Genomic DNA, 23,953 nt, shown 5'->3' on the forward strand with positions numbered 1-23,953 from the left:
CGAACACGGGCTCGTGTCGACCCCCTCTTTTGCAGAGGGACGGGGCTGCGGCCCCTCTGTCACTGGCGCGTTCGCCACTCTGTTTCATCCCGGCTGGATCCGTGAGTCTTTCTCGCCAAAGACACAGCCGATCAACATGGGAGCACTGAATGCTACAACTTGATGCCTACGCCACCCTGGTCGCCGCGACCCTGGTGCTGCTGCTTGGCCGCCTGCTGGTCAACAAGATAGGACCCCTGCGCACTTTCAACATCCCCAAACCCGTGGCCGGTGGCCTGGTGGTTGCCCTGGTGCTGCTGGTGCTGCGTTCCACCCTGCAGATCGAACTGCAATTTGATACCAGCCTGCAGACGGCCCTGATGCTGACCTTCTTCGCCTCCATCGGCCTCTCCGCCGATCTGGGCAGCCTCAAGCGCGGCGGCAAGGCGGTGGCCACCTTCCTGCTGGTGGTCACCGGCCTGCTGCTGGTGCAGAACACCCTGGGGGTGGGTCTGGCCACCCTGCTGGGGCTGGATCCCCACATGGGGCTGCTGGCCGGCTCCATCACCCTCTCCGGCGGCCACGGCACCGGGGCGGCCTGGGGCTCCATCTTCACCGAGAAATACGGCGTGCAATCCGCCGCCGAGCTGGCGATTGCCTGTGCCACCTTCGGCCTGGTGCTGGGGGGCCTCATCGGCGGCCCGGTGGCCCGTTATCTGGTGAAGAAAGTGCAGGTGCCCGGTGAGGAGCACAACCGTGACGGCGCCCCCCAGGGCTTCGAGATGCCGGACATGGAGCGCCCGCTCACCACCTTCAGCCTGATCGAGACCCTGGCACTCATCGCCATCAGCCTGAAAGGGGGCGAAATGCTGGCCCTCTACCTCAAGGGCGGCGTCTTCGAGTTGCCGATCTTCGTCTGCGTGCTGTTCGTCGGCGTGCTGCTGCGCAACCTGCTCACCCTGCTCAACTGGCACGAAGTGAGCGACCGTGAGGTCTCCCTGCTCGGCAACGTCAGCCTGTCGCTCTTCCTCGCCATGGCGCTGATGAGCCTCAAGCTGTGGGAGCTGGCAAGCCTGGCCCTGCCCATCTTCATACTGCTGGCCGTGCAGACGGTAGCGATGGCGCTCTACGCCATCTTCGTCACCTTCCGGGTCATGGGGCGCAACTATGATGCGGCCGTGCTGGCGGCGGGTCACTGCGGCTTCGGCCTCGGCGCCACCCCCACTGCCATTGCCAACATGCAGGCCATCACCCAGCGCTTTGGCCCCTCCCACCTGGCCTTCCTGGTGGTGCCCATGGTCGGTGCCTTCTTCATCGACATCATCAACGCCGTGGTGATCAAGCTGTTCCTGGCCCTGCCCTTCCTGTGATCCCGGACGCAGGTCCCGTATGACAGAGCCCACCTTGCGGTGGGCTCTTTGCTTGCTGGTCCCTGGACGCTGCCCCGACCCCCACCAAGGGGCCGACGACAGGCAACAAAAAGCCCCGCACCAAGGTGCGGGGCTTTTTACTGACGCCACGGTAGGTAGGACTGCGGCCTGACCTTCCTTACAAAATAAAGGTCGACACCTGCTGGTTCAGGTTGGTGGCACGCCCCTTGAGGTTGTGCGCCTGATCCAGGTCGCGCATGGCGGAAGCGGTGATCTCGTCGCTCACATCCTTGATGGCGGTGGTGTTCTGGGTGATTTCACCGGTCACCTGGGTCTGCTCCTCGGCGGCGGTGGCGATCTGGCCCGCCATGTCGGAGATGAGGCTGACGGCCTGGGTGATCTCCTCCAGGGCCGCAGCGGCAGCGTCGGCATCCTTCACGCTGTTGTCCGCCAGCCCCTGGCTGGTCTGCATCAGGCTCACCGCGCGGGCCGTGGTCTGTTGCAGGGTTTCGATGGTGGACTGGATCTCCTGAGTGGAATCCTGGGTACGGCGCGACAACACCCGCACCTCGTCCGCCACCACGGCGAAACCGCGACCCTGTTCGCCGGCACGGGCCGCTTCGATGGCCGCGTTCAGCGCCAGCAGGTTGGTCTGCTCGGCGATGCCCTGGATGGTGGAGAGGATGCCGGAGATGGCCTGAGCGTGACGGCTCAGCTCGCCGATGACGCCGGTCGCCTGCCCCACTTCCTCGGCCAGGTTGTTGATGGATTGGCGAGTCTGGTTTACCAGGATCTTGCCCTGTTCACTGCTCTGGGCGGATTGCTGGGCGGCGGCAGCGGTGTTCTCGGCGTTGCCCGCGATCTCCATGGTGGCACTCGCCATCTCGGTGACGGCGGTGGCGACCATGGTCACCTCCTGTTGCTGGCGTTGCAGCTCTTCCACCGCGGCCTGGTTGGTCACCAGACTGCGTTCGGCATCGGCGTTCAGCTCGTTGGCAAGCTGACGGATGTTGGCGATGAGCTGATGCTGGCTGCCCACGAAGCGGTTGAAGCTGCCAGCGAGCTGGCCCACTTCGTCATTGGCGTCGATCTTGATGCGCTGGGTCAGATCGCCGTTACCGTCGGCGATGCGGGCCAGGGCCTGGGACACCTTGGTGAGGGGGCCGAGCAGCAGGCTGACCAGCCAGGAGATGGCGAGAATGCTGCCCACCAGCACCAGCAGGGCCAGGCCGAGCTGGGTCATCAGCAGGGAGGAGAGCGGCGCCTCCAGGGTGCTCTTGTCCAGTACCAGCACCAGCTCCCAGTCGGTGTCCGGAATGTCCGTCGCCCACAGCAGCTTGTCACGCCCCTCGTTGTCGAAGAAAGCAGGCACCAGGCTGTTGCTCGCCTTGCTCTGCTCGATCAGGGCATTGGTCAGATCGTTGTCGATCTCGCTGGCTGGCTTCATCGCCTTGGCCGCATCCTTGTAGGCGATGACGGTGCCATCCTTGTGCATCAGGATGGCGAAGCCGTCCGCAGGCAGCTTCATCTTGGTGATGTCATCCACCAGGGAGGCGATGGAGAGATCCCCCCCCACCACGCCGCCCTGGGCAGGCTGGGCCAGGGTCACCACCAGAATGTTGTAGGCCACGTCGAGGTAGGGTTTGGTGACGATCATGCCGCCCTTGGCCATGGCTTCCTGATACCAGCCACGGGAGCGGGGATCGTAACCGTCGCGGTTGATGGAGGGGTCGGAGTCGTTCATCTTGCCGCTGCCCTCACCAAAATAGGTGAGCTGGAAACGGCCGGACACCTGGGCCTGTTGCAGGGCGTTGAGGGGCTCGGCACCGGCCTTGTTGCCAAGGGCCTGGATAACGTCACGACGGGCGGCAAGCCAGTCGCTGACGCTGGCGGCCTGCTGGCTGCCAAGGCGCTGCACCTGTTCCTGACTGCCTTGCAGCAGCATGGATTTCTGGCTGGTGTAGCTCTGCCAGGAGAGCAGCAGGATCACCAGTGACAAGGCGATGACCACAGACAACAGTATCTTCTGCTTGAGTGATAGGTTTTTCATCGTGTTTTCTTCTTGTGGGGGTCGGGAACAGGATCAATCGGGAGTGCGTGGCACTGTGTGTTGTTAGCGGCCAATCTGCGCAAAACTGAAGCGGAGAATGGCGTGAGTGACGATATTTTACGCGGAAATTTTAAAAATGCTGCGGAAAATTGGAGCAGGAAAAAGAGCGGGGCCAGCCAACCCTGTTTATTCCTTCTGCAATTGGCTAGAATATCCCGTTTTTAAATCACATCGACCCCGAGAGTTTTCACGATGTTTGAAGTCAATCCTGTATTAAACAAGCTTAAGGAGCTGTCTGAGAGGACCGAGCTGCTTAGGGGGTACCTTTGACTATGACGCCAAGAAAGAGCGTCTAGAAGAGGTCAATGCCGAGCTGGAACAGCCGGATGTCTGGAACGAACCCGAGCGCGCACAGGCGCTGGGCAAGGAGCGCGTCTCCCTGGAGAACGTCGTCAGCACCATCGATACCCTGACCCAGGGCGTCGATGACGTCGAGATGCTGGTCAGCCTGGCCGTCGAAGGCGAAGACGAAGAGACCTTCAACGAAGCCGTGGTCGAAGCGGACGAGCTGGAGGCCAAGCTGGTGGATCTCGAGTTCCGTCGCATGTTCTCCGGTCAGCACGACGGTTCCGACTGCTACATCGATATCCAGTCCGGTTCCGGTGGCACCGAGGCCCAGGACTGGGCCAACATGGTGCTGCGCATGTACCTGCGCTGGGGCGATGCCCACGGCTACAAGCCCGAGCTCATCGAATGCTCCGAGGGCGACGTGGCCGGCATCAAGTCCGCCACCATCAAGTTCACCGGCGAGTATGCCTTCGGCTGGCTGCGCACCGAGACCGGCGTGCACCGCCTGGTACGCAAGTCGCCGTTCGATTCCGGCGGCCGTCGCCACACCTCGTTCTGCTCCGTGTTCGTCTACCCCGAGATCGATGATGACATCGAGATCGAGATCAACCCGGCTGATCTTCGCATCGATGTCTACCGCGCCTCCGGTGCCGGTGGTCAGCACGTCAACCGGACCGAGTCCGCGGTGCGTATCACCCACGTGCCGACCGGCGTGGTGGTGCAGTGCCAGAACGACCGTTCCCAGCACAAGAACAAAGATCAGTGTATGAAGCAGTTGAAGGCCAAGCTCTACGAGCTGGAAATTCAAAAGCAGAACGCTGAGAAGCAAGCCCTCGAAGAGACCAAGTCCGACATCGGCTGGGGCAGCCAGATCCGCTCCTACGTACTGGATGATTCCCGTATCAAGGATCTGCGCACCGGCGTCGAAACCCGCAATACCCAATCGGTACTCGACGGCGACTTGGACAAGTTTATCGAAGCCAGCCTGAAATCAGGCCTGTAAACAGAGCAGCAGGAATCACCATGTCTGAACAAACCACCACCCCGGAAGTCGACCAGACTCTCGAACTGAACAACGAGATGCTTGAGCGTCGCTCCAAGCTGGCCGCCTTGCGCGCCCAGGGCAACCCCTTCCCAAACGATTTCCGTCGTGACAGCCTCTCCGGCGATCTGCACGCCGAATTCGGCGACAAGAGCAATGACGAGCTGGTCGCCCTGGGTAAACAGGTGAAGATTGCCGGTCGCATCATGACCCGCCGGATCATGGGCAAGGCGTCTTTCGCGACCCTGCAGGACATGGCTGGCAAGATCCAGATCTACGTGACCCGTGACGACCTGCCGGAAGGCTTCTACAACGAGCAGTTCAAGAAGTGGGATCTGGGTGACATCGTCGGTGTCGAGGGCACCCTGTTCCGCACCAACGCCGGTGAGCTCTCCGTACACGTCTCCACCATCCGCCTGCTGACCAAGGCCCTGCGCCCGCTGCCCGAGAAGCACAAGGGTCTGACCGACCAGGAAGCCCGCTGCCGCCAGCGTTACCTGGACCTGATCGCCAACGAAGAGTCCCGCAAGACCTTCGTGACCCGCACCAAGGTGGTGGCCGGCATTCGCAAGTTCCTGAATGACAAGCGCTTCATGGAAGTGGAAACCCCCATGATGCAAGTCATCCCGGGTGGCGCCTCCGCACGTCCCTTCATCACCCACCACAATGCGCTGGACATCGACATGTACCTGCGTATCGCTCCGGAACTCTATCTGAAGCGTCTGGTGGTCGGTGGTTTCGAGCGTGTCTACGAGATCAACCGCAACTTCCGCAACGAAGGCATCTCCGTTCGCCATAACCCCGAGTTCACCATGCTCGAGTTCTATATGGCCTACGCCGATTACATCGATCTGATGGATCTCACCGAAGAGATGCTGCGCACCCTGGCACAGGACATCCTGGGCGACACCAAGATCCGTTACGCCAAAGAGGGCGAAGAGGGCCTGACCATCGATTTCGGTCAGCCGTTCCAGCGCCTCTCCATGGTGGACTCCATCCTGAAGTACAACCCGGGTGTGACCCGTGACGATCTGGCCACTCTTGAGAAGGCCACCGCCGTCGCCAAGGGTCTGAAGATCGAGCTGATGAAGAGCTGGGAGCTGGGCCACGTGATCACCGCGATCTTCGAAGAGACCGTGGAACACATGCTGCTGCAACCGACCTTCATCACCGAGTACCCGGCCGCCGTCTCCCCGCTGGCCCGCCGCAACGACCAGAACCCGGACGTCACCGACCGCTTCGAATTCTTCATCGGCGGCCGCGAGCTGGCCAACGGCTTCTCCGAGCTGAACGATGCGGAAGATCAGGCCGAGCGCTTCCAGGCCCAGGTTGACCAGAAAGCCGCAGGGGACGACGAAGCCATGTTCTACGACGCCGACTTCGTCACCGCGCTGGAACACGGTCTGCCGCCGACCGCCGGTCAGGGTATCGGTATCGACCGTCTGGTGATGCTGTTCACCAACAGCCACACCATCCGCGACGTCATCCTGTTCCCGGCCTTGCGTCCACAAAAGTAAGCGCCGCAGAAACAGGGCCGCAGCAAAACGCTGCCGTCCATGGCAATCAAAACGCCCCGCAATTGCGGGGCGTTTTTTATGACGGACACAACCGGTGGCGAACCTTCAATACGCCACCAACTTGCCGCTTATCAGGCCGGCGGCAGCAGCCACTCCCCCTGCCACAGGGTCAGTGCCCGGCCCGCCATCAGCACTCGCCCCTCCTGCAGTTCCAGCCTGAGATCCCCACCCCGGGCCGAGATCTGGCGGGCCCGCAATTGCCGTTTGCCGAGCCGCTCGGCCCAGAAGGGCACCAGGGCGCAGTGGTTGGAGCCGGTCACCGGATCCTCGTCCACTCCTACCCAGGGGGCGAAGTAGCGGGAGACGAAGTCGTCCTCCTTCCGGCTCGATGGCGCCGTCACCATGATCCCCCGGCCCGGCAGCGCCCGCAGGGCGTGAAAATCGGGGGTAAGCGCGCGGACCGCCTCCTCGCTGGCGAGCTCAAGCAGGAACTTGGCCCCGGCCGCCAGGGTTTGCAGCGGCTGGCAGCCAAGAGCCGCCCCATAGGCAGGATCCAGCTCGAGGGGCGCCAGGGCAATGCGCGGGAAGTCGAGCCAGATCCAGCTCTCTTCGCGCCTGGCCACCAGCTCGCCGCTGCGGGTCGCGAAGCGGATGGGCTGAGCTTCGGCCACCTCCCCCGTCTGCCACAGCACATGGGCCGCCGCCAGGGTGCCATGGCCGCACAAGTCCACCTCCACTTGCGGGGTGAACCAGCGCAATCCGTAATGCCCCTCCCCCAGTTGGGTCAGAAAGGCGCTCTCAGAGAGGTTGAACTCCGCTGCCATGGCCTGCAGCTCGGCGTCGGGCCGCGCTTCCCCCAGCACCACCACGGCGGGGTTGCCTGCGAAGGGGTGATGGCTGAAGGCGTTGACATGATAGAGACGGGACATGGTTGCTCCTTGGGACATGAGAGATCCCCGGGACAGGGGGCTCGGCAAGGCCATTTTTATATCACGGGCGCACCGGGGCTGAGATGGATTTTGGCTTTATAAATTCATAAATCGCATAAAGAAGATATTTTTATTCTTTGTTGTTATTCATTACACCCCTTACCCTGACCAAAAATCAGACCATGGAAGACATGTGTGATGCCATTGACAGCCCCCATCCTGAGCCCGCTCTCTGACGAACAGCAGCGCCAGCTCAACCAAGTTCTCACCACCCTCAATACCCAGCAACTGGCCTGGGTCAGCGGTTATCTCTACGGCCTCTCCCAGGCGGGCGTCCAGCCCGTGGCGAGCGCAGGCGCAGAAGCCGCGGCTCCCGGCGGCAGCCTGACCATTCTCTACGGCTCCCAGACCGGGAATGCCAAGGGCGTGGCCAGCGCCATCAAGGCCCAGGCCGAGGCCCGCGGCCTGCCGGTGACCCTCACCTCCATGGCGGACTACAAACCCAAGCAGCTCAAGAAAGAGAGCCACCTGCTGGTGGTAGTGAGCACTTACGGGGAGGGGGAGCCCCCCGAGAGCGCCGTCGATCTGTTCGAGCAGCTTAAAAAAGGCAAGGTCGGCAAGCTGGAAGGGCTCAAGTTTGCCGTGCTGGGGCTGGGTGACAGCTCCTATGAGTTCTTCTGCCAGACCGGCAAGGATTTCGATGGTTTCCTCGCCAAAGCGGGGGCCGAGCGCATCCATGAGCTAGCTAGCCTCGATGTGGATTATCAGGATGCCGCCAAGGCCTGGGGCGAGCAGGCCGTTGCGGCGGTCGCCGCCACCCTCTCTGCCGGCGCCGCGACTGCCAGCGTGGCGGGCTCGGTGCAGGCCGCCGTCGGCCACAGCCAGTACAACAAGGAGAACCCCTTCCCGGCCAGACTCTCGGTGAACCAGAAGATCACCGGCCGCGACTCCACCAAGGACATCCGTCACATCGAGATCAACCTGGAAGAGTCCGGCATCACCTATCAACCGGGGGATGCGCTCGGCATCTGGTTCGACAACGACGCCGATCTCGTGGGGGAAGTGCTGGTCCTGGCCGGTCTGACCGGTGACGAGGCTACCCCTCATGGCAGCCTGCGCGAGGCGCTGACCCGTCACTACGAGCTGACCCGGCTGCACGGGGGCCTGATCACTGGCCTCGCCGAGATCACGGACAACGCGGCGCTCAAAGATCTGGCCGGTGACAAGGCCCAGGTCAACGCCCTGGTGGCCAGCGCCCAGGTGGTGGACGTACTGAAACGCTTCCCGGCTTCCTTGAGTGCCGATCAACTGATCGCACTGCTGCGCCCCCTCACCCCCCGCCTCTACTCCATCGCCTCCGCCCAGAGCGAGGTGGAAGAAGAGGTGCACCTGACCGTCGGCGTGGTGCGCTACCGCCAAGAAGATGGCACAGTGCGAAGCGGCGGCGCCTCCTCCTATCTGGCGGACCGTCTGCCGGAAGATGCCGAGGTCCGGGTGTTCGTGGAGCACAACGACAACTTCCGCCTGCCCGCCAATCCCGACACCCCCGTCATCATGGTGGGGCCGGGCACCGGCATTGCCCCGTTCCGCGCCTTCCTGCAGGAGCGGGAAGCACAGGGGGCAGAGGGCAAGAACTGGCTCTTCTTCGGCAACCCCCACTTCACCCAGGACTTCCTCTATCAGGTGGAGTGGCAGCGTTATGTGAAATCGGGCCTGCTGTCCAGGATCTCCCTGGCCTTCAGCCGGGATCAGGCCAACAAGATTTATGTGCAGGACCGCCTGCGCGAGGCAGGGCTTGAGCTCTACCAGTGGCTGGAAGCAGGCGCTCACTTCTATGTGTGTGGCGACGCCAACCACATGGCGAAGGATGTGCAGGAAGCCCTGCTGGAAGTGATTGCGGAACACGGCCACAAGAGCCGTGAGGAAGCAGAAGAGTATCTGAGCGAATTGCGTCGTGCCAAACGTTATCAAAGGGATGTCTATTGATGAGCAAACAACTTATTCCGGGACCGGTCGAAGGGCCGCTGGCTGACAACGAACGCCTCAAGCGCGAGAGCAACTTCCTGCGCGGCACCATCGCCGAAGATCTGCAGGACCCGCTCACCGGCGGCTTCAACGGCGACAACTTCCAGCTGATCCGCTTCCACGGCATGTATCAGCAGGATGACCGCGACATCCGCCCGGAGCGCGCCGCCCAGAAGCTGGAGCCCCTGCACAACGTCATGCTGCGCGCCCGCCTGCCCGGCGGCATCATCACCCCGGCCCAGTGGCAGGTGATCGACAAGTTCGCCGAAGAACACAGCATGTACGGCAGCATCCGCCTGACCACCCGCCAGACCTTCCAGTTCCACGGGGTACTGAAGCGCGACATCAAGCTGATGCACCAGACCCTCAACAGCACAGGTATCGACTCCATCGCCACCGCGGGGGACGTGAACCGCAACGTGCTCTGCACGAGCAACCCGGTGGAGTCCGAGTTGCACCAGGAGGCCTACGAGTGGGCCAAGAAGATCTCCGAGCACCTGCTGCCCAAGACCCGCGCCTACGTGGAGATCTGGCTGGATGGCGAGAAGCTGGGGGGTGACGAGGAGCCGATCCTGGGCTCCAACTACCTGCCGCGCAAATTCAAGACAACCGTGGTCATCCCGCCCCACAACGATGTGGACATCCACGCCAACGATCTCAACTTCGTGGCCATTGCAGAACACGGCAAGCTGGTGGGCTTCAACGTGCTGGTGGGGGGCGGTCTGGCCATGACCCACGGCGACACCACCACCTACCCGCGCAAGGCGAGCGACTTTGGCTTCATTCCGCTCTCCCACGTGCTGGAGGTGGCGGCCGCCGTGGTCAGCACCCAGCGCGACTGGGGCAACCGGGTCAACCGCAAGAACGCCAAGACCAAGTACACCCTTGAACGGGTGGGGGTCGAGGCCTTCAAGGCCGAGGTGGAGAACCGCGCCGGCATCCAGTTCGGGCCGGTTCACCCCTATGAATTCACCAGTCGTGGCGATCGCTTCGGCTGGGTGGAGGGGATCGACGGCAAGCACCACCTGACCCTGTTTATCGAGAACGGCCGCCTGCTGGACTTCCCGGGCAAGCCCCTCAAGACCGGCATGCTGGAGATCGCCAAGGTGCATCAGGGGGACTTCCGCCTCACCGCCAACCAGAACCTCATCATCGCGGGCGTGCCTGCCGGCGAGAAGGCACGCATTGAGGCGCTGGCGCGCCAGTACGGTCTGCTGGATGACGGCGTGAGCGAGCAGCGCAAGCAGTCCATGGCCTGTGTGGCCCTGCCCACCTGCCCCCTGGCAATGGCCGAGGCCGAGCGCATGCTGCCTGCCTTCGTCACCGACATCGAGGGGCTGCTGGCCAAGCACGGCCTGGCGGATGACGCCATCATCTTCCGGGTCACCGGCTGCCCCAACGGCTGCGGCCGCGCCATGCTGGCGGAAGTGGGTCTGGTGGGCAAGGCGCCGGGTCGCTACAACCTGCACCTGGGGGGCAACCTTGAGGGGACCCGCATCCCGCGCCTGCACCTGGAGAACATCACCGAGCCGCAGATCCTGGCCGAACTGGACGCCCTGATCGGCCGCTGGGCCAAGGATCGCAACCCGGACGAGTGCTTCGGCGATTTTGTCATTCGCGCCGGCATCATCGCCCCGGTTATCGACTCCGCGAGGGACTTCTATGCAGCCTGAACAGACTGATACAGCCCGGCTGGCGCGCACCGCCGACGGCCGGCTCGACCTCGACGACCTGCTGGCCCTGAGCCGGGAGGAGCAGGTCGAGGTGCTGGCCCCCCTCAACCGGGAGCTGGACGCCATGAGCGCCCCCGAGCGGGTGCGCTGGGCCCTGGCCAACCTGCCGGGGGAGCATGTGCTGTCGTCGAGTTTCGGCATCCAGGCGGCGCTCATGCTGCACCTGGTGAGCCGCGAGCGGGCCGACGTACCCGTGGTGCTGACCGACACCGGTTACCTCTTCCCCGAGACCTACCGTTTCATCGACGAGCTGACCGAGCGTCTCGCGCTCAACCTCAAAATCTACCGGGCCGAACTCAGCCCGGCCTGGCAGGAGGCCCGCTTCGGCCTCCTGTGGGAGCAGGGGGTGGAGGGGATCACCCGCTACAACCAGCTCAACAAGGTGGAGCCCATGGACCGCGCCCTGAACGAGCTGGGTGCCCGCACCTGGTTCTCGGGCCTGCGCCGTGAGCAGTCTGGCAGCCGGGGCAAGCTGCCGGTGCTGGCCATCCAGCGCGGTCGCTTCAAGTTCCTGCCGGTGATCGACTGGAGCAACAAGGACGTCTTCTACTACTTCAAGGAGTTCGACCTCCCCTACCACCCGCTGTGGGAGCAGGGCTACCTCTCGGTCGGCGACGTGCACACCACCGCCAAGTGGGAGCCCGGCATGAGCGAGGAGCAGACCCGCTTCTTCGGCCTCAAGCGCGAGTGCGGCCTGCATGAGGAAGGTGGCGAGAGCGACGGCTCCGGCATCTGATCCCCCGGCCCGGCCATGTGCTGCGCCCGCCCACAAAAAACGCCCGGCAACTGCCGGGCGTTTTTCTTTGCGCAGAAGGGCGACGTACCCCTCATTACATGGCGGCGGCGCGCGCCTGATTCAGCCAGTCGTTCACCAGTGCCTCGTGGCCCTTGAGCCAGGCGTCGGCATGACGTTCCACGTCCGCCGGCTTGTTCTGCCCCTTGTTCATCAGGCCGTTCTGCACGTTGATGTCATTGAGCGGCAGCTTGACGATGGAGAAGAGCTTGGCGGCGGCCGGATTGGCCTCGGCAAACCGCTTGTTGGCAACGATATGCATGGTGTTCACCGCAAAGCCGTAGTTCTTGCCGTTCGGCAAACGGGTCTTGGCCGCATCCGGGGCGTCGGCGGGGACTTCCAGCCACACCACATCCTTGCCCGGCACCAGTTCGCTGCTGAGCCAGTAGGGGGTCCAGGTGTAATAGAGCACCGGCTTGCCGGCCTGGTAGCGAGCCAGGGTATCGGCGATCAGCGCCGCGTAGTTGCCCTGCTTGTGGGCCACCGTGGGGGTCAGACCAAAGGCGTCGAGGTGATGGTTGATCGCCCCCTCGCAGCCCCAGCCGGGGTTGCAACCAATGAGGTCGGCCTTGCCGTCGCCATCCCCGTCAAACAGCGCCGCCACCTCGGGATCCTTGAGCTGGCCCAGGTTGGTGATGCCGTATTGGGTCGCGGTCTTCTTGTCGATGAGGTACCCCTGGGCGGCACCGGCCACATAGGTGCCCTCACGGAAGAACACCTTGTCGCCTCCCGCCTGCTCGTACTTGTTGTCCTGCAGCGGCACCCAGTTGAACGCGAGGAAGGTGCCGTCTCCCTGGGCCACCGAGGCATAAGCCACGTTGTAGTCCACCTCCTGGGCGGGCTGGACATCGTAACCCAGACGCGCCATCAGCTTGCTCACCAGCAGGCTCTGGAAGGCCTCTTCCGGCAAGGAGCTCTGCAGGGGCTGAACGCGAACCCCCTCCCCCGGCAACTCGGCGCTGGCCATGGCGAGCGGGCTCAGCAGTTGAGCACTCAGCAGCAATGTGCCCAGGGTCAATCCTTTGGTGGTCTGTCTCATGCGTTTACTCCTTTGTAATCGATTTTCTTGTCACGGCCGGCCAGGCGCAGCAGCAGGGCGGCGGGGCCGTGCTGATACCAGCGGCCGGTACGGGTGCGATCCGGTTGCCCCATCGCCTGGGTGAGGCGGTCGAGCACGATGGCCAGCAGCACGATGCCGAGGCCGCCGATGGAGGCGAGCCCCATGTCGAGCCGGCCGATGCCGCGCAGTACCATCTGGCCGAGGCCCCCCACCGCGATCATGGAGGCGATCACCACCATGGAGAGCGCCAGCATCAGGGTCTGGTTGACCCCGGCCATGATGGTGGGCATGGCGAGCGGCAGCTGAACCTTGAACAGCAACTGGGAGGGGCTGGCACCGAACGAGTGGGCCGCCTCCACCAGATCCGTGGGCACCTGGCGAATGCCCAGCATGGTGAGCCGGATCATGGGCGGCAGGGCGAAGATGACGGTCACCACCACCCCGGGCACGTTGCCGATGCCAAACAGCATCACGATGGGGATGAGGTAGACGAATGCCGGGGTGGTCTGCATGGCATCCAGCAGCGGCCGGGTCCAGGTGGAGAGCCGCTCGCTGCGGGCCAGCAGGATGCCGGTGGGCAACCCCAGCAGCACGCAGAAGAACAGCGAGGTCAGCACCAGGGACAGGGTCACCATGGCATCGGACCAGGCCCCGATGAGCCCGATCCCCACAAGAGATACGAGCGTGCCGAGCGCCATGCGGCCGTTCACCAGTTGCCAGGCAAGCAGGGCCAGGAGCCCCATCATCAGGGTGGAGGGCACCGTCTGCAGCAGATGGGTCATGGCGTTCAGGGTCAGCTCCACCGGTGCGCGGATCAGCTGGAACAGCGGCCGCAGGTTCTCCACCAGCCAGCCGATGCCCCCTTCCACCCAGGTATCCAGCGGCACCAGCGCCTGCTGGAAGGGATCCAGCCAGTCGATGGCGGTTGTGGTGTCGGCGGCTTCGATCTGGTTCTGCCAGTCGGTGGCCTGGGTGTCGGTACTGCCCCAGGGATCGGACACCTCGGTGGATGCAGGCGCGCTCCAGGGGTCTGCCGCCACCTCATCGGCCCGCAGGGAAGGGCTCGCCAGCAGCACCAGGGCCAGCAGCCCGCTCAGCAAGAAATGGGGATTCATCAGCTTCATGCCGGGGTACTCCTGTCCAGGGTGTTGAGCAGATTGGCCTTGGAGATGAGGCCGAGGTAAGTGCCATCCTCCTCGACCACGGGCACCTGACAGGGAGCGGCCGCCACCTGGCTGATCAGTTCATTGAGGGCGGTGTCCGCCAGAATGGGCTGGATGTCCGCCAGCAACGCCTGCTCCAGGCTGCCTTTGGCCCTTACCGCCTGACCGAGCGACTCCACCGAGACGACCCCGAGGAAGCGACGGCTGCGATCCACCACGTACCCGAACTCCCGCTCAAGCTCCTTGAGCTGGCGCAGGGCGTTGCCCGGCCCGTCGGTGGTGTGTTTCTTGATGAGAGGCACCTGCTTGCGGCTGGCCACGTCGCGGGCGCTGAACACATGGGCCAGATCCACCCCGCGAAAGAAGGCGCGCACATAGTCGTTGGCGGGCTGGTTCAGGATCTCGTCCGGGGTGCCCACTTGCACCAGCTGGCCATCCTGCATGATGGCGATGCGATCGCCGATGCGCATTGCCTCGTCCAGATCGTGGGAGATAAAGACGATGGTGCGCTGCTGGCTGGCCTGCAGCTTGAGCAGCTCATCCTGCATCTCGGTGCGGATCAGGGGATCCAGCGCGGAGAAAGCTTCGTCCATCAGCAGAATGTCGGGGTCATTGGCAAGGGCCCGGGCCAGCCCGACCCGCTGCTTCATGCCGCCGGAGAGGGCATCCGGATAAGCCTCTATCCACTGCCCCAGCCCCACCTGATGGAGCGCCTGACGGGCGCTCTGCTGGCGCTCCGCCAGCGGTACACCGGCCAGCTCCAGCCCGAAGGCGGTATTTTCCAGCACACTCAGGTGCGGCATCAGGGCGAAGGACTGGAATACCATGCTGATCTTCTTGCGGCGCACCCGGCGCAGTTCGCGCTCCGAGATGGCGGCGATGTCCTCGCCATCGATCAGCACCTGGCCGCGGGTCGGCTCGATCAGCCGGTTGAAAAGACGCACCAGGGTGGATTTGCCCGAACCGGAGAGGCCCATCACCACGAAGATCTCCCCTTCGTTGATGGCCAGATTGACATCCTGGACCCCCAGGGTCTGTCCGGTCTTTTTCAGGATACTGGCGCGATCATGCCCTTTCGCCAGCAATTTGAACGCTTTATCCGGCTGATCGCCGAAGATTTTGTAGAGGGATTTGACCTCGAGTTTGACTGTCATATTGTCCTTTTTTCTTGGCCGACGCCTTGCCTGGCAAACCGTCGAACGTGAGCCAATTGCTTTTAACACTAAGCAATTTCACGCCCAAGCAAAAGAACCAATTGAAGCCAACCTGGAAGGTTTAAATTTAAGCCATTGATTTTTATTGGTTATTTTTATTCATAAAAATCCATTAAATCACGATAGAAACGCCTATAACAGACAGAACCGCTACAGCAGCGATGCACTTGCAGCACATTTCATTAATGATTAAAAGGCGTTAGTAGCAGGCGAAAAGAGAGGGTGGGGAGGACGGCCCCCATCGGAGCGACAAATGGTTATTTAATTACATTTCTAATCATTTTAATGTCACGCATTCCGGATATTGCTTCAGGCACCTTCAGCCATGCCGGTTCAGCCCCCTTCTCTTTGCAGTAACAGGGCACAAAAAAGCCCCCGGCTGTCGCAAGGGGCTCTTCATGGCATCAGAAGGCTCAGCGCCGCTGCCAGGTCTCGAAACAGTAGGGATGGGGGTTCTTCTCATCAGGCTGATGGGACTCGCGCTCGATGCAGGACCAGTCGTCCTCGTCAAAGGCCGGGAAGCGGGTGTCCCCTTCCACCGCCAGATCGATGCGGGTCAGATAGAGCCTGTCGGCCCGTGGCAGCAGCTGGCCGTAGAGATGTCCCCCCCCGATCACCATCAGCTCGGCCACGTCGCTGCCCGCCAGCAGCGCCAGCGCCGCTTCCACCGAGTCGATGACCTCCACGCCGTCGGCCCGGTAGTCGGGATTGCGGCTGATCACCAGGTTGCGGCGCCCGGGCAGCGGCCGTCCGATGGATTCAAAGGTCTTGCGCCCCATCAGCACCGGCTTGCCCAGGGTGACCCGCTTGAAGTGGGCCAGATCCGCCGGCAGGTGCCAGGGCATCTGGTTGTCCAGGCCGATCACCCTGTCCTGGGCCATGGCGGCAATCATGGAAATCATCATGGGGTCAACCTCTCGCACCGTCGTCAGATAATGGGGCGGTTACGGTACACGACCAGAGAGGGGATCGCCAAACCGAAACTCAGTGCCCCCACGATAAAGAGCGCCTTGAGGCCGTTCTCCACCGCGCTCTGAAGCAGCTCCATGGTCACCCCGGAGATATTGAGCTCCACGATGGCGATCATGGTCTTGAACGCATAGCTGCCCGGGATCATGGGGATGATGGAGGCGACGCTGAACACCGGGCGTGGTGCCAGCAGGCGGCGCGACCAGTAGACACAGACAAAGCCGACCGTGGTCGCCGCTGCCAGGGTGGCCCACTCGATGGGCATGCCGTAGTGGATGAGCAGGGTACGCAGGCTGTGGGCCAACGCGCCCCCCATGGCGCAATATTTGAGCATCCGTGGCGGCACGTTGAACAGCATGGCAAAGCCCACCGCCGGAATGGCCGACCAGAAGGCATCCTTGCCCAGCAGCCAGAGCAGTTCCATCATACCTTCCACCCCCAGATACCGGTCACCGACATGGCGAGCATGATCCCGATATGGTTCCGCGCGCTGATGGATAGCCGGTTTGCCCCGATCAACAGGGTCGATACAACGTCAAAGATCTTCATACTTTCCACCCCCAGATACCCGTCACCGACATGGCGAGGATGATCCCTATGGCCGCGCTGATGGTCAGCAGTGTCGCCGTGCCCCAGCGGGCCAGCCCCATGTTGAAGTAACCCTTCACCATGTCGGAGACCGCATTGATGAGCGGGAACCCCGGCACCAGCAGCAACACGCTGGCGGCCATGGCGAGATAGGGTTGTTCGCCCAAGCCGAAGAAGGTGGCGCTGGAGGCGAGCAGGGTGGCGATAAACCCGGTGGCGGCAAAGTTGATGAGGGGGCTGTGGTGATGGCGGGCAATGAGCTGGCGCACCCGCATGGCGACCGAGGCCGAGCAGCAGGTCACCAGGAAGATGGGCCAGTCACCGCCAAACAGCAGGCTGAAGGCTCCGCAGGAGAGCCCCACCATGGGCACCACCAGCCAGGGGTGATAGTGGAACGGCGTGATGGCCTCGAGGCGCTGACGTACCTCGCGCGCGCCGATAAGCGACTTTTCCGTCATGATGCAGATGCGCTGGATCTCGCACACCACCTGCATGTTGATGCCGTGCTCCCGCACCCGGCGGGTGGTGGTGACGCAACTGCCCTGGTAGAGACTGGTGAGGACGATGGCGCTGGAAGAGATGGCCATCTCGACGCTCTCCAGCCCGAGCGCCATGCCCAGGCGGACCGTGGTCTGCTCGATGATGCGGCTCTCCGCCCCAAACTGGGCCAGCATCTGGCCCGCCTTGACGATGATCCGGGTGATCTCCGTCTGCTGCTCTCGCGACAGCACCCTTCCTGGTGTGATGCTTCTCATGATCCCTTTGAGTCATAGCAAGATGAAATGTGTCTGGATATTACCCCAAAATAAATACACCTTCATCCATCTCTATCGGACTGCGGGCACTGGTCACTATTATTCAGCCGCCAGGGGAATATTTGCAGCAAATAAAAAACAATTCACCCAACTTGCTTAACAACTTGTTTGAGAAGGGGTGAGACAAATTAATAAACACCCTGTTTTTTTATATCTTGAACAGGGCCTTTAATTATTTCCGTTTCAGATAACTGGAAAACGCTATCACATTATCCGGCAGCGGGGGCTCTGCCATTTCCTGACAAGATTCGTTCTGCAGATCCAGAATGTGCTGGCGCATGGCGTAGACGGAGTCATGCATCATGTTGGCTATCCGGATGCAGCTGTCGAGGTTGTTTCTGGCCAGGCGGCGCTGGCAGTCGATGCGAAATTGCAGACCTCGCAGCCGACGTTGCCGCTCTGGCCCCACCTGGGCGATCAGGGTCTCTATCTGCTGGTGCAGCAGCGCGTCGAGTCGTTCCGGCTCGGCCAGCGCCCAGTACTTCAGGGTATCGAAATCAGGCAGCTCCATATACCCTCCTGGCCGGACCTCGCCCATGGAATGGAACGACGCCGGGCACATCACTATTTCACTGTCCCTAGGGAAGGTTATATAGGATGGTGGCGATTTTGGGTCATTCACCGCCGAGCCACAGGAGTCCGGTTTTTGGCACGAATTGCGCATCGTTGGCGGAAAAAATTATTTATTCCTTATGATTCATGAAATTAACCGAATCCGGCCTGCGTCAGTTTTTTTATAAAATTTCAGCGTCATTTTTCTCGGCCTTATTCCTTATTAACGGACTTTTCTCAAAATTGTTTTTCATTCGACTCTCTCCCAGGCTCGATGCCCTCCCCTTGTACCATCCGGCGGTTTAACATATCTCACTGATTATGTTATTTTATTTACCACTTTATTGCGGCAACCAAGGGCAGACCATGAGCAAGGCAAGAATCGGTATCGTCACCGTCAGCGATCGCGCCAGTGCAGGCATCTACGAAGATCTCTCCGGCAAGGCCATCATCGACACCCTGAACGCCTACCTGACCTCGGAATGGGAGTCCGTCTATCAGGTGATCCCCGACGAGCAGGATCAGATTGAGGCGACCCTGGTTCGGCTGGTGGACGATGAGCAGTGCTGCCTTGTCGTTACCACGGGGGGCACAGGGCCGGCCAGGCGGGATGTGACCCCGGAGGCCACCGAGGCGGTGTGCGATCGCATGATGCCGGGCTTTGGCGAGCTGATGCGGGCCGAGTCCCTCAAGTTCGTGCCGACCGCCATCCTGTCGCGCCAGACCGCCGGCCTGCGCGGCAGCTCGCTCATCGTCAACCTGCCGGGCAAGCCCAAATCGATCCGCGAGTGCCTGGATGCGGTCTTCCCCGCCATCCCCTACTGCATCGACCTGATGGAAGGGCCCTATCTCGAGTGCGACGAGGCCATCATCAAACCGTTCCGCCCGAAGAAATAAGCACTGGGCGGGGATTTCCCCCGCCCTTTGCTCATTTGCGCCCGTACACCTTGACCCCCGCCCTGCTCCCTTCCGAATTGCCGTACACCTCGATGCGCTTGATGCAGAGTCGGCTGCCGAGGGATTGCCACCCCGACTCCTGATCCTCTCTCAACACTTTGTCGAAATAGAGGGTCTTGCTGCGATCGTTGCCGTAGAACACCTTGACCCGCTCCAGGGTCAACTCCCGCCCTGCCTTGACCATGATGGATTTGGTCGGCCGGCAGGCGAGCATGGGAATGATGGCGGGATGATCGCCGACCCCGAGCAGAATGGTCTGCCCCAAGCGGATATCCTCGTCGGCCATGGCCGGGGGAACAGCAGCCCCCAGCAGCGCCATGGGTACGCAGATGCGCAACGCGCGGGCAAGAGTGGACGAGGAGTGAAGGGAAAACAGCGCTGACATGATGCCTCCTGAAAAAAGGAGTCATGATAAGGGCCCGATGCCAGACCCAAGCTGTACTGGCCCTGTACCAGGGGCCATGACAATGGCCGGAGGCCCGTGTGGGTAACGGGGGCCTGGGCCCCTGTTACCCCTGCCGGACGCGCTAACCGCCCCACATGGCCGACAGCCGCGACTCCATGGCCTCTTCCTCCTCGTCAGGCAGCTCGGTAAAGAAGTCGAGCCCGGTCTGCTCCTCCACCTCATCCACCGTCACCACATAGTCCGCCAGCCGACTGGCCGAGACGTTCTCTTGCGGCAGGATGAAAGCGATGGCCCGCTTGCCCGCCAGATCCATCACCACCCGGTAGTAGGCGTGGGGCACGGTCACGCCGTTGCCGATGGCGCCATCGGAGTGGGTGAAGATGGGGCCGGTGATCACCTGCACGCTCTTGTAGGTGATGGCCCACTGCCGGGTCTTCTCCTCCAGGATGCGCCATGCCCCCTGGTTGAGCGCCGGCAGTTGCGGGGTCATGTTGGTGAGCAGGAAGCTCTGCTTCATGGTGTTGGCGGTGGAGCGCATGTCCGCCGCCGGTGCCTGGTGGCCGCGGTCATAGCCCGAGCCCTTGTAGTCCGACAGGGTGGCGCGAAACTGCACCGGCACCTCCTTGTCCTCGGCGAAGGCATCCTTGCGCGGCACCTGACCCTGGGCGCTGGCGGCCGTCATCCGGTAAGAGACCCAGTCAGAGACCTTGGTGTCGTAGTTGTACCCGGCGGCATAGCCCTCCCGGCACAACAGCTGACTGGATTGACCGGGTACCCCCAGGGTGACGTGCTCCCCGCACTGGAATCCCGCCGCCAGGCTCGGGAAGGTGGTGAGAGTGAATCCGATAGCCAGAACTAATTTATTGATATTATTCATTATTATGCCACTCCTTGTGTTAGGCGGAGTGATTTGACACCAGGTCGGATGAGTAAGGCAATCGCACAAATAGCGAGCAATCCGGAAATGTGAAGAGGACGGCAAAACCGCAAACAAGGCGCCGCCAACCGGGGGATTGTCATCCCGCCGTCACTGTGCTGAGGGAGGAATTTCTCCAGCACAATCAGAGAGATAAGGGGTCAACACCGAGGCACTCTGTCAGCGCAGCGCCCGGCTCCCGCCACGCACTCCCCTGGCCGGGTCAGGGAATATCGAACAAATCCCAGCGAAATAAGGGATCCTCAAGCCCGATAATTAGTCCGCGCTTGTTTGCTCGAGATCAAACGAAGCCATGAAAAGCCCTCTAGAATCAGCCCGTCATCTATTTGGGGCGCCATGAAAGGGGGCCGTTCATGGCGAAAATGCCCGCAGGATTTCTCCTTCATGAATAAGCGTGCCCCGTTGCCGGAATACATCATGACGCAGCCTCATGCCACGCTTCAAATAACGATGACGACAGACCTTTCATAACAATTAATCCGGTCTGGCACCGCGTACCCTGCGTTTCCAACGATGCCATTCCTGGCCTTCCTGCCGGAAGGCCAGGAATGGCCGTGCTTTTCAATCAGGATAAGGATGCATGATGAAAAAGTCCCTGCTGGCTGGCGCCCTGCTGCTCTGCCCTGCCGCCTTTGCCGCCACCACACACTGGGAATACAGCGGCGAGGCCGGCCCGGCGAAATGGGCCAGCCTGACCCCGGAATATGGCCAGTGTGCCGGCAGCAACCAGTCGCCGGTCAACCTCTCGGGTCTGGTGAAGGCCGATCTGGCCCCCCTGCAGTTCCACTATCAGGCGGGTGGCAAGACGCTGGTCAACAACGGCCACACGGTGCAGGTCAACTATGCCCCCGGCAGCACCCTTGAGCTCGACGGCATGCACTTCGAGCTCAAGCAGTTCCACTTCCACGCCCCCAGCGAAAACCTCATCGAAGGCAGGTCCTACCCCCTGGAGGGTCACCTGGTCCATGCCAATGACAAGGGGGAGCTGGCGGTGGTCGCCGTGATGTTCGAGCCGGGCCAGGCCAATGGGGCCCTGAGCCAGGCCTGGCAGGTGCTGCCAGCCAAGGCGGGGGAGATCCATGCCTTCAAGGAACCCATCTCGGCAGAGCAACTGCTGCCCGCCCAGCACGACTACTACCGCTTCAGCGGGTCCCTGACCACCCCACCCTGCTCGGAAGGAGTGCGCTGGCTGGTGATGAAGGAGCCGGTACAGGCCAGCCAGGCCCAGATCGATGCCTTCAAGGCGGTGATGCACCACCCCAACAACCGCCCCGTCCAGCCTCTCAACGGGCGACTGGTGCTGGAATAAGGGGGTCACTTCACCGATTAACGCAATAAAAAGAGGGCCTGCCGGCCCTCTTTTGCATCTTTCGCAAAGGTGTTTACAGACTGGCAGCGATGCGCGCCCCCAGCGCGGCGTTGTTCAGCACCCGCTGGACATTAACTGCCAGGGAGTTGCCACCGGTCAGCTCGCACACTCGGACGACCGATCACAGGCTGGCAGCGATGCGCGCCCCCAGCGCGGCGTTGTTCAGCACCAACTGGATATTGGCCGCCAGGGAGTTGCCACCGGTCAGCTCGCACACCCGGGCCAGCAGGAAGGGGGTGGACGCCTTGCCCTTCACCCCCTGCTCGTCCGCCTCTCGCAGTGCCTGGGCAATGGCGACGTCGATGTCGGCCTTGGGCATGGCAAACTGGGTCGGGATCGGGTTGGCCACCACGGCGCCCCCCGCCAGCCCCAGCTCCCACTTCAGACGCAGTGCCTCGGCGATCGCCGCCGGGCTCTCCAGGCGGTAATCCACCTTGAAGCCGCTCTCGCGGGTGTAGAAGGCGGGCAGCTCCTCGGTCTGGTAGCCGATCACCGGCACCCCTTGGGTCTCCAGGTACTCCAGGGTCAGACCGATGTCGAGGATCGACTTGGCACCGGCGCAGACCACGGCCACCGGGGTCTGGGCAAATTCCTGCAGGTCAGCCGAGATGTCGAAGGTCTCCTGGGCGCCGCGATGCACGCCGCCGATGCCACCGGTGGCGAACACCCGGATCCCGGCCATGGCGGCAATGATCATGGTGGAGGCCACCGTGGTCGCCCCCAGCCCCTTGTTGGCCAGCACGAAGGGGATGTCGCGACGGCTGCACTTGGTGGCGGCGTGCCCGGCACGGCCCAACGCCTCCAGGGCCCCCGCATCCAGACCCACCTTGAGGCGGCCATCGATGATGGCGATGGTGGCCGGCACGGCGCCGTTGTCCCGCACCACCTGCTCCACCTGGCGCGCCGTCTCCACATTCTGCGGATAGGGCATGCCGTGGGAGATGATGGTGGACTCCAGGGCCACCACCGGCTTGCCGGCGGCCAGCGCGGCGGCAACTTCAGGTTGGATATCGAGGTAAGCGTTCAACATGGGTACTCCTCCAGCATGCGTTCAACGGCGGCCTTGGATAGGCCGGAAAAGACGGTATCGGAACAATTGACGGTGAGGGCGGCGCAACCGAGGGCGAACCGGGTTGTCTCCATGATGCCCTGCTCCTGCAACCAGGCGTGGGCCAGCCCTGCCATGAAGGCATCGCCGCCGCCGGTCACGTTGACGACCGGGCTGCCGAGCACGGGCAGATGGCCCTGGCAGGCCCCGTCGCTATAGAAGATCCCCTGATCCCCCAGGCTCAGGAAGAGCCGCTGCACCCCGGCGCGGTGGAACCAGGCCGCCGCCATGGGCCAGGTGTCGGGCCCCCCGATGGTGAAGCCGCACAGCTGCTCCGCCTCGGTGCGATTGGGTTTGAGGGTGTGGATGCGGTGCAGCCAGGGGCGGATCTTCTCCACCTTGGCCACCGACACTGTGTCCACGAAGATGATGTGCTCCCCCTGGCGCTCGAACAGCCAGTCCAGGGTGTGGGTGGCGAGGTTGGTGTCGAGCACCCAGAGCCGGGCCGCGCCAAGAAAACCGCTCAGGGGGGTGAGCCGGGCCGGGGTGAGCTGCTCGATGATCCCCATGTCGTTGACGGCGCAGCTCATCTCGCCGCTGCCATCGTGCAGGCTGAGATAGCAGGAGGTCGATTGACCCTCCAGTACCAGCACCTGGCGCACATCGACCCCGGCGCGCTGGCTCACCTCCAGCAGGTGGTGGCCGTATTGATCGTTGCCCACCGCAGTCAGCAGGCGAGTGTCGGTGCCAAGGCGCGCCAGGTTCTCGGCGATGTTGCGCCCCACCCCGCCGGCGGAGGTGCGTACCCGGCCCGGGTTGGAATCCCCGATGCGCAGGTTGTCGTGGCTGCAGCCACAGATATCCATGTTGGCGCCGCCTATCACCACGGCGTAGGGGCCTTCGCGCAGCACATAGCCGCGCCCCTGCACATAGCCCTGGCGCATCAGGCTGGAGATGTGGCTCGCCAGCGCGGAGCGGCTGATGCCGAGCCTGTCCGCCAGCTCCTGCTGGGCAATCATGGGATCCTGGCGCAGCAGGGCGAGGATCTCTTGCTCACGTTCCGTCATAGACAAACATCCAGTTGCAAAC

Annotated in this window: 21 protein-coding genes; 8 read left to right on the forward strand and 13 right to left on the reverse strand. The window is 62.6% G+C overall.

Features of this window, described 5'->3' with window-relative positions; all coding sequences use genetic code 11:
- Window positions 1-149: 149 nt before the first annotated feature.
- The gene (gltS, locus tag AB5Y51_RS20285) at window positions 150-1,349 is read left to right on the forward strand and encodes a sodium/glutamate symporter (protein WP_041215692.1); all 1,200 of its coding nucleotides are present in this window, start codon (window positions 150-152) and stop codon (window positions 1,347-1,349) included.
- 178 nt (window positions 1,350-1,527) lie between these two features.
- Here the strand turns inward: gltS and AB5Y51_RS20290 are convergent, their stop codons facing one another.
- Complete coding sequence (locus AB5Y51_RS20290) at window positions 1,528-3,399, reverse strand: methyl-accepting chemotaxis protein (RefSeq protein ID WP_041215693.1); 1,872 nt, start codon at window positions 3,397-3,399, stop codon at window positions 1,528-1,530.
- Window positions 3,400-3,651: 252 nt separating this feature from the next.
- Here AB5Y51_RS20290 and prfB point away from each other — a divergent pair.
- Window positions 3,652-4,750, forward strand: a protein-coding gene (gene prfB / locus AB5Y51_RS20295) for a peptide chain release factor 2 (RefSeq protein ID WP_102948437.1) whose coding sequence is annotated in 2 segments (ribosomal slippage) — window positions 3,652-3,726 and window positions 3,728-4,750 — 1,098 coding nt in all. Because the reading frame shifts where the segments join, the coding sequence is not laid out codon by codon here.
- A gap of 77 nt (window positions 4,751-4,827) precedes the next feature.
- On the forward strand, window positions 4,828-6,306 hold the full coding sequence (gene lysS / locus AB5Y51_RS20300; protein ID WP_223937765.1) for a lysine--tRNA ligase: 1,479 nt from the start codon (window positions 4,828-4,830) through the stop codon (window positions 6,304-6,306).
- 131 nt (window positions 6,307-6,437) lie between these two features.
- Here the strand turns inward: lysS and AB5Y51_RS20305 are convergent, their stop codons facing one another.
- Window positions 6,438-7,235: a PhzF family phenazine biosynthesis protein gene (locus tag AB5Y51_RS20305; RefSeq protein ID WP_368179082.1), complete on the reverse strand. Its 798-nt coding sequence runs from the start codon at window positions 7,233-7,235 to the stop codon at window positions 6,438-6,440.
- Between the two features lie 198 nt (window positions 7,236-7,433).
- On the opposite strand from AB5Y51_RS20305, the gene AB5Y51_RS20310 reads away from it, so the two are divergent.
- Genes AB5Y51_RS20310 through AB5Y51_RS20320 form a run of 3 tightly spaced genes read left to right on the forward strand, consistent with a single transcriptional unit; the run spans window position 7,434 to window position 11,729 of the window.
- Entirely contained in the window at window positions 7,434-9,221 is a 1,788-nt protein-coding gene (locus AB5Y51_RS20310; protein ID WP_368179109.1) for an assimilatory sulfite reductase (NADPH) flavoprotein subunit, read from the forward strand.
- The gene (gene cysI, locus AB5Y51_RS20315; protein ID WP_042865065.1) at window positions 9,221-10,933 is read left to right on the forward strand and encodes an assimilatory sulfite reductase (NADPH) hemoprotein subunit; all 1,713 of its coding nucleotides are present in this window, start codon (window positions 9,221-9,223) and stop codon (window positions 10,931-10,933) included. The genes AB5Y51_RS20310 and cysI overlap by 1 nt, the downstream gene beginning before the upstream one ends.
- Window positions 10,923-11,729, forward strand: coding sequence for a phosphoadenylyl-sulfate reductase (locus AB5Y51_RS20320; RefSeq protein WP_368179084.1), 807 nt, complete (start codon window positions 10,923-10,925; stop codon window positions 11,727-11,729). The genes cysI and AB5Y51_RS20320 overlap by 11 nt, the downstream gene beginning before the upstream one ends.
- 94 nt (window positions 11,730-11,823) lie before the next feature.
- Here the strand turns inward: AB5Y51_RS20320 and proX are convergent, their stop codons facing one another.
- The 7 genes from proX to AB5Y51_RS20355 form a co-directional block, all read right to left on the reverse strand.
- Window positions 11,824-12,825, reverse strand: a complete 1,002-nt coding sequence (proX, locus tag AB5Y51_RS20325; protein WP_041212478.1) for a glycine betaine/L-proline ABC transporter substrate-binding protein ProX — start codon at window positions 12,823-12,825, stop codon at window positions 11,824-11,826.
- Window positions 12,822-13,970 (reverse strand): glycine betaine/L-proline ABC transporter permease ProW, encoded by a 1,149-nt coding sequence (gene proW / locus AB5Y51_RS20330; RefSeq protein WP_042014434.1) that lies wholly within the window; start codon window positions 13,968-13,970, stop codon window positions 12,822-12,824. Before proW ends, proX begins: the two co-directional genes overlap by 4 nt.
- Window positions 13,967-15,163: a glycine betaine/L-proline ABC transporter ATP-binding protein ProV gene (gene proV / locus AB5Y51_RS20335; protein WP_010675435.1), complete on the reverse strand. Its 1,197-nt coding sequence runs from the start codon at window positions 15,161-15,163 to the stop codon at window positions 13,967-13,969. The genes proW and proV overlap by 4 nt, the downstream gene beginning before the upstream one ends.
- 473 nt (window positions 15,164-15,636) lie before the next feature.
- Window positions 15,637-16,128, reverse strand: coding sequence for a type 3 dihydrofolate reductase (gene folA / locus AB5Y51_RS20340; RefSeq protein ID WP_319892452.1), 492 nt, complete (start codon window positions 16,126-16,128; stop codon window positions 15,637-15,639).
- A gap of 23 nt (window positions 16,129-16,151) precedes the next feature.
- Window positions 16,152-16,619, reverse strand: coding sequence for a threonine/serine exporter family protein (locus AB5Y51_RS20345; RefSeq protein WP_052816098.1), 468 nt, complete (start codon window positions 16,617-16,619; stop codon window positions 16,152-16,154).
- A gap of 118 nt (window positions 16,620-16,737) precedes the next feature.
- Window positions 16,738-17,535, reverse strand: coding sequence for a threonine/serine exporter ThrE family protein (locus AB5Y51_RS20350; RefSeq protein WP_113068892.1), 798 nt, complete (start codon window positions 17,533-17,535; stop codon window positions 16,738-16,740).
- A gap of 232 nt (window positions 17,536-17,767) precedes the next feature.
- Window positions 17,768-18,106: a DUF3135 domain-containing protein gene (locus tag AB5Y51_RS20355; protein WP_010675440.1), complete on the reverse strand. Its 339-nt coding sequence runs from the start codon at window positions 18,104-18,106 to the stop codon at window positions 17,768-17,770.
- A gap of 407 nt (window positions 18,107-18,513) precedes the next feature.
- Here AB5Y51_RS20355 and mog point away from each other — a divergent pair, with 407 nt between their 5' ends.
- A complete protein-coding gene (gene mog, locus AB5Y51_RS20360; RefSeq protein ID WP_368179086.1) occupies window positions 18,514-19,044 on the forward strand; it encodes a molybdopterin adenylyltransferase in 531 nt (176 codons plus the stop codon).
- A 31-nt stretch (window positions 19,045-19,075) separates the two neighbouring features.
- On the opposite strand, the gene AB5Y51_RS20365 is transcribed toward mog, so the two are convergent.
- A complete protein-coding gene (locus tag AB5Y51_RS20365; RefSeq protein WP_029314779.1) occupies window positions 19,076-19,423 on the reverse strand; it encodes a DUF2541 family protein in 348 nt (115 codons plus the stop codon).
- A gap of 208 nt (window positions 19,424-19,631) precedes the next feature.
- On the reverse strand, window positions 19,632-20,387 hold the full coding sequence (locus AB5Y51_RS20370) for a DNA/RNA non-specific endonuclease (protein WP_201894386.1): 756 nt from the start codon (window positions 20,385-20,387) through the stop codon (window positions 19,632-19,634).
- Between the two features lie 643 nt (window positions 20,388-21,030).
- Between AB5Y51_RS20370 and AB5Y51_RS20375 the strand changes: the two genes are divergently transcribed.
- Complete coding sequence (locus AB5Y51_RS20375; protein WP_039040335.1) at window positions 21,031-21,756, forward strand: carbonic anhydrase; 726 nt, start codon at window positions 21,031-21,033, stop codon at window positions 21,754-21,756.
- Between the two features lie 181 nt (window positions 21,757-21,937).
- Here AB5Y51_RS20375 and AB5Y51_RS20380 read toward each other — a convergent pair whose 3' ends face one another.
- Together AB5Y51_RS20380 and AB5Y51_RS20385 are read right to left on the reverse strand one after the other, a co-directional pair.
- Window positions 21,938-22,846, reverse strand: a complete 909-nt coding sequence (locus tag AB5Y51_RS20380; protein WP_368179088.1) for a pseudouridine-5'-phosphate glycosidase — start codon at window positions 22,844-22,846, stop codon at window positions 21,938-21,940.
- On the reverse strand, window positions 22,840-23,931 hold the full coding sequence (locus tag AB5Y51_RS20385) for a PfkB family carbohydrate kinase (RefSeq protein ID WP_042014421.1): 1,092 nt from the start codon (window positions 23,929-23,931) through the stop codon (window positions 22,840-22,842). The genes AB5Y51_RS20380 and AB5Y51_RS20385 overlap by 7 nt, the downstream gene beginning before the upstream one ends.
- Window positions 23,932-23,953: the final 22 nt, after the last annotated feature.

Source organism: Aeromonas sp. R7-1, assembly GCF_040908115.1.
GTDB lineage: Bacteria > Pseudomonadota > Gammaproteobacteria > Enterobacterales > Aeromonadaceae > Aeromonas > Aeromonas caviae.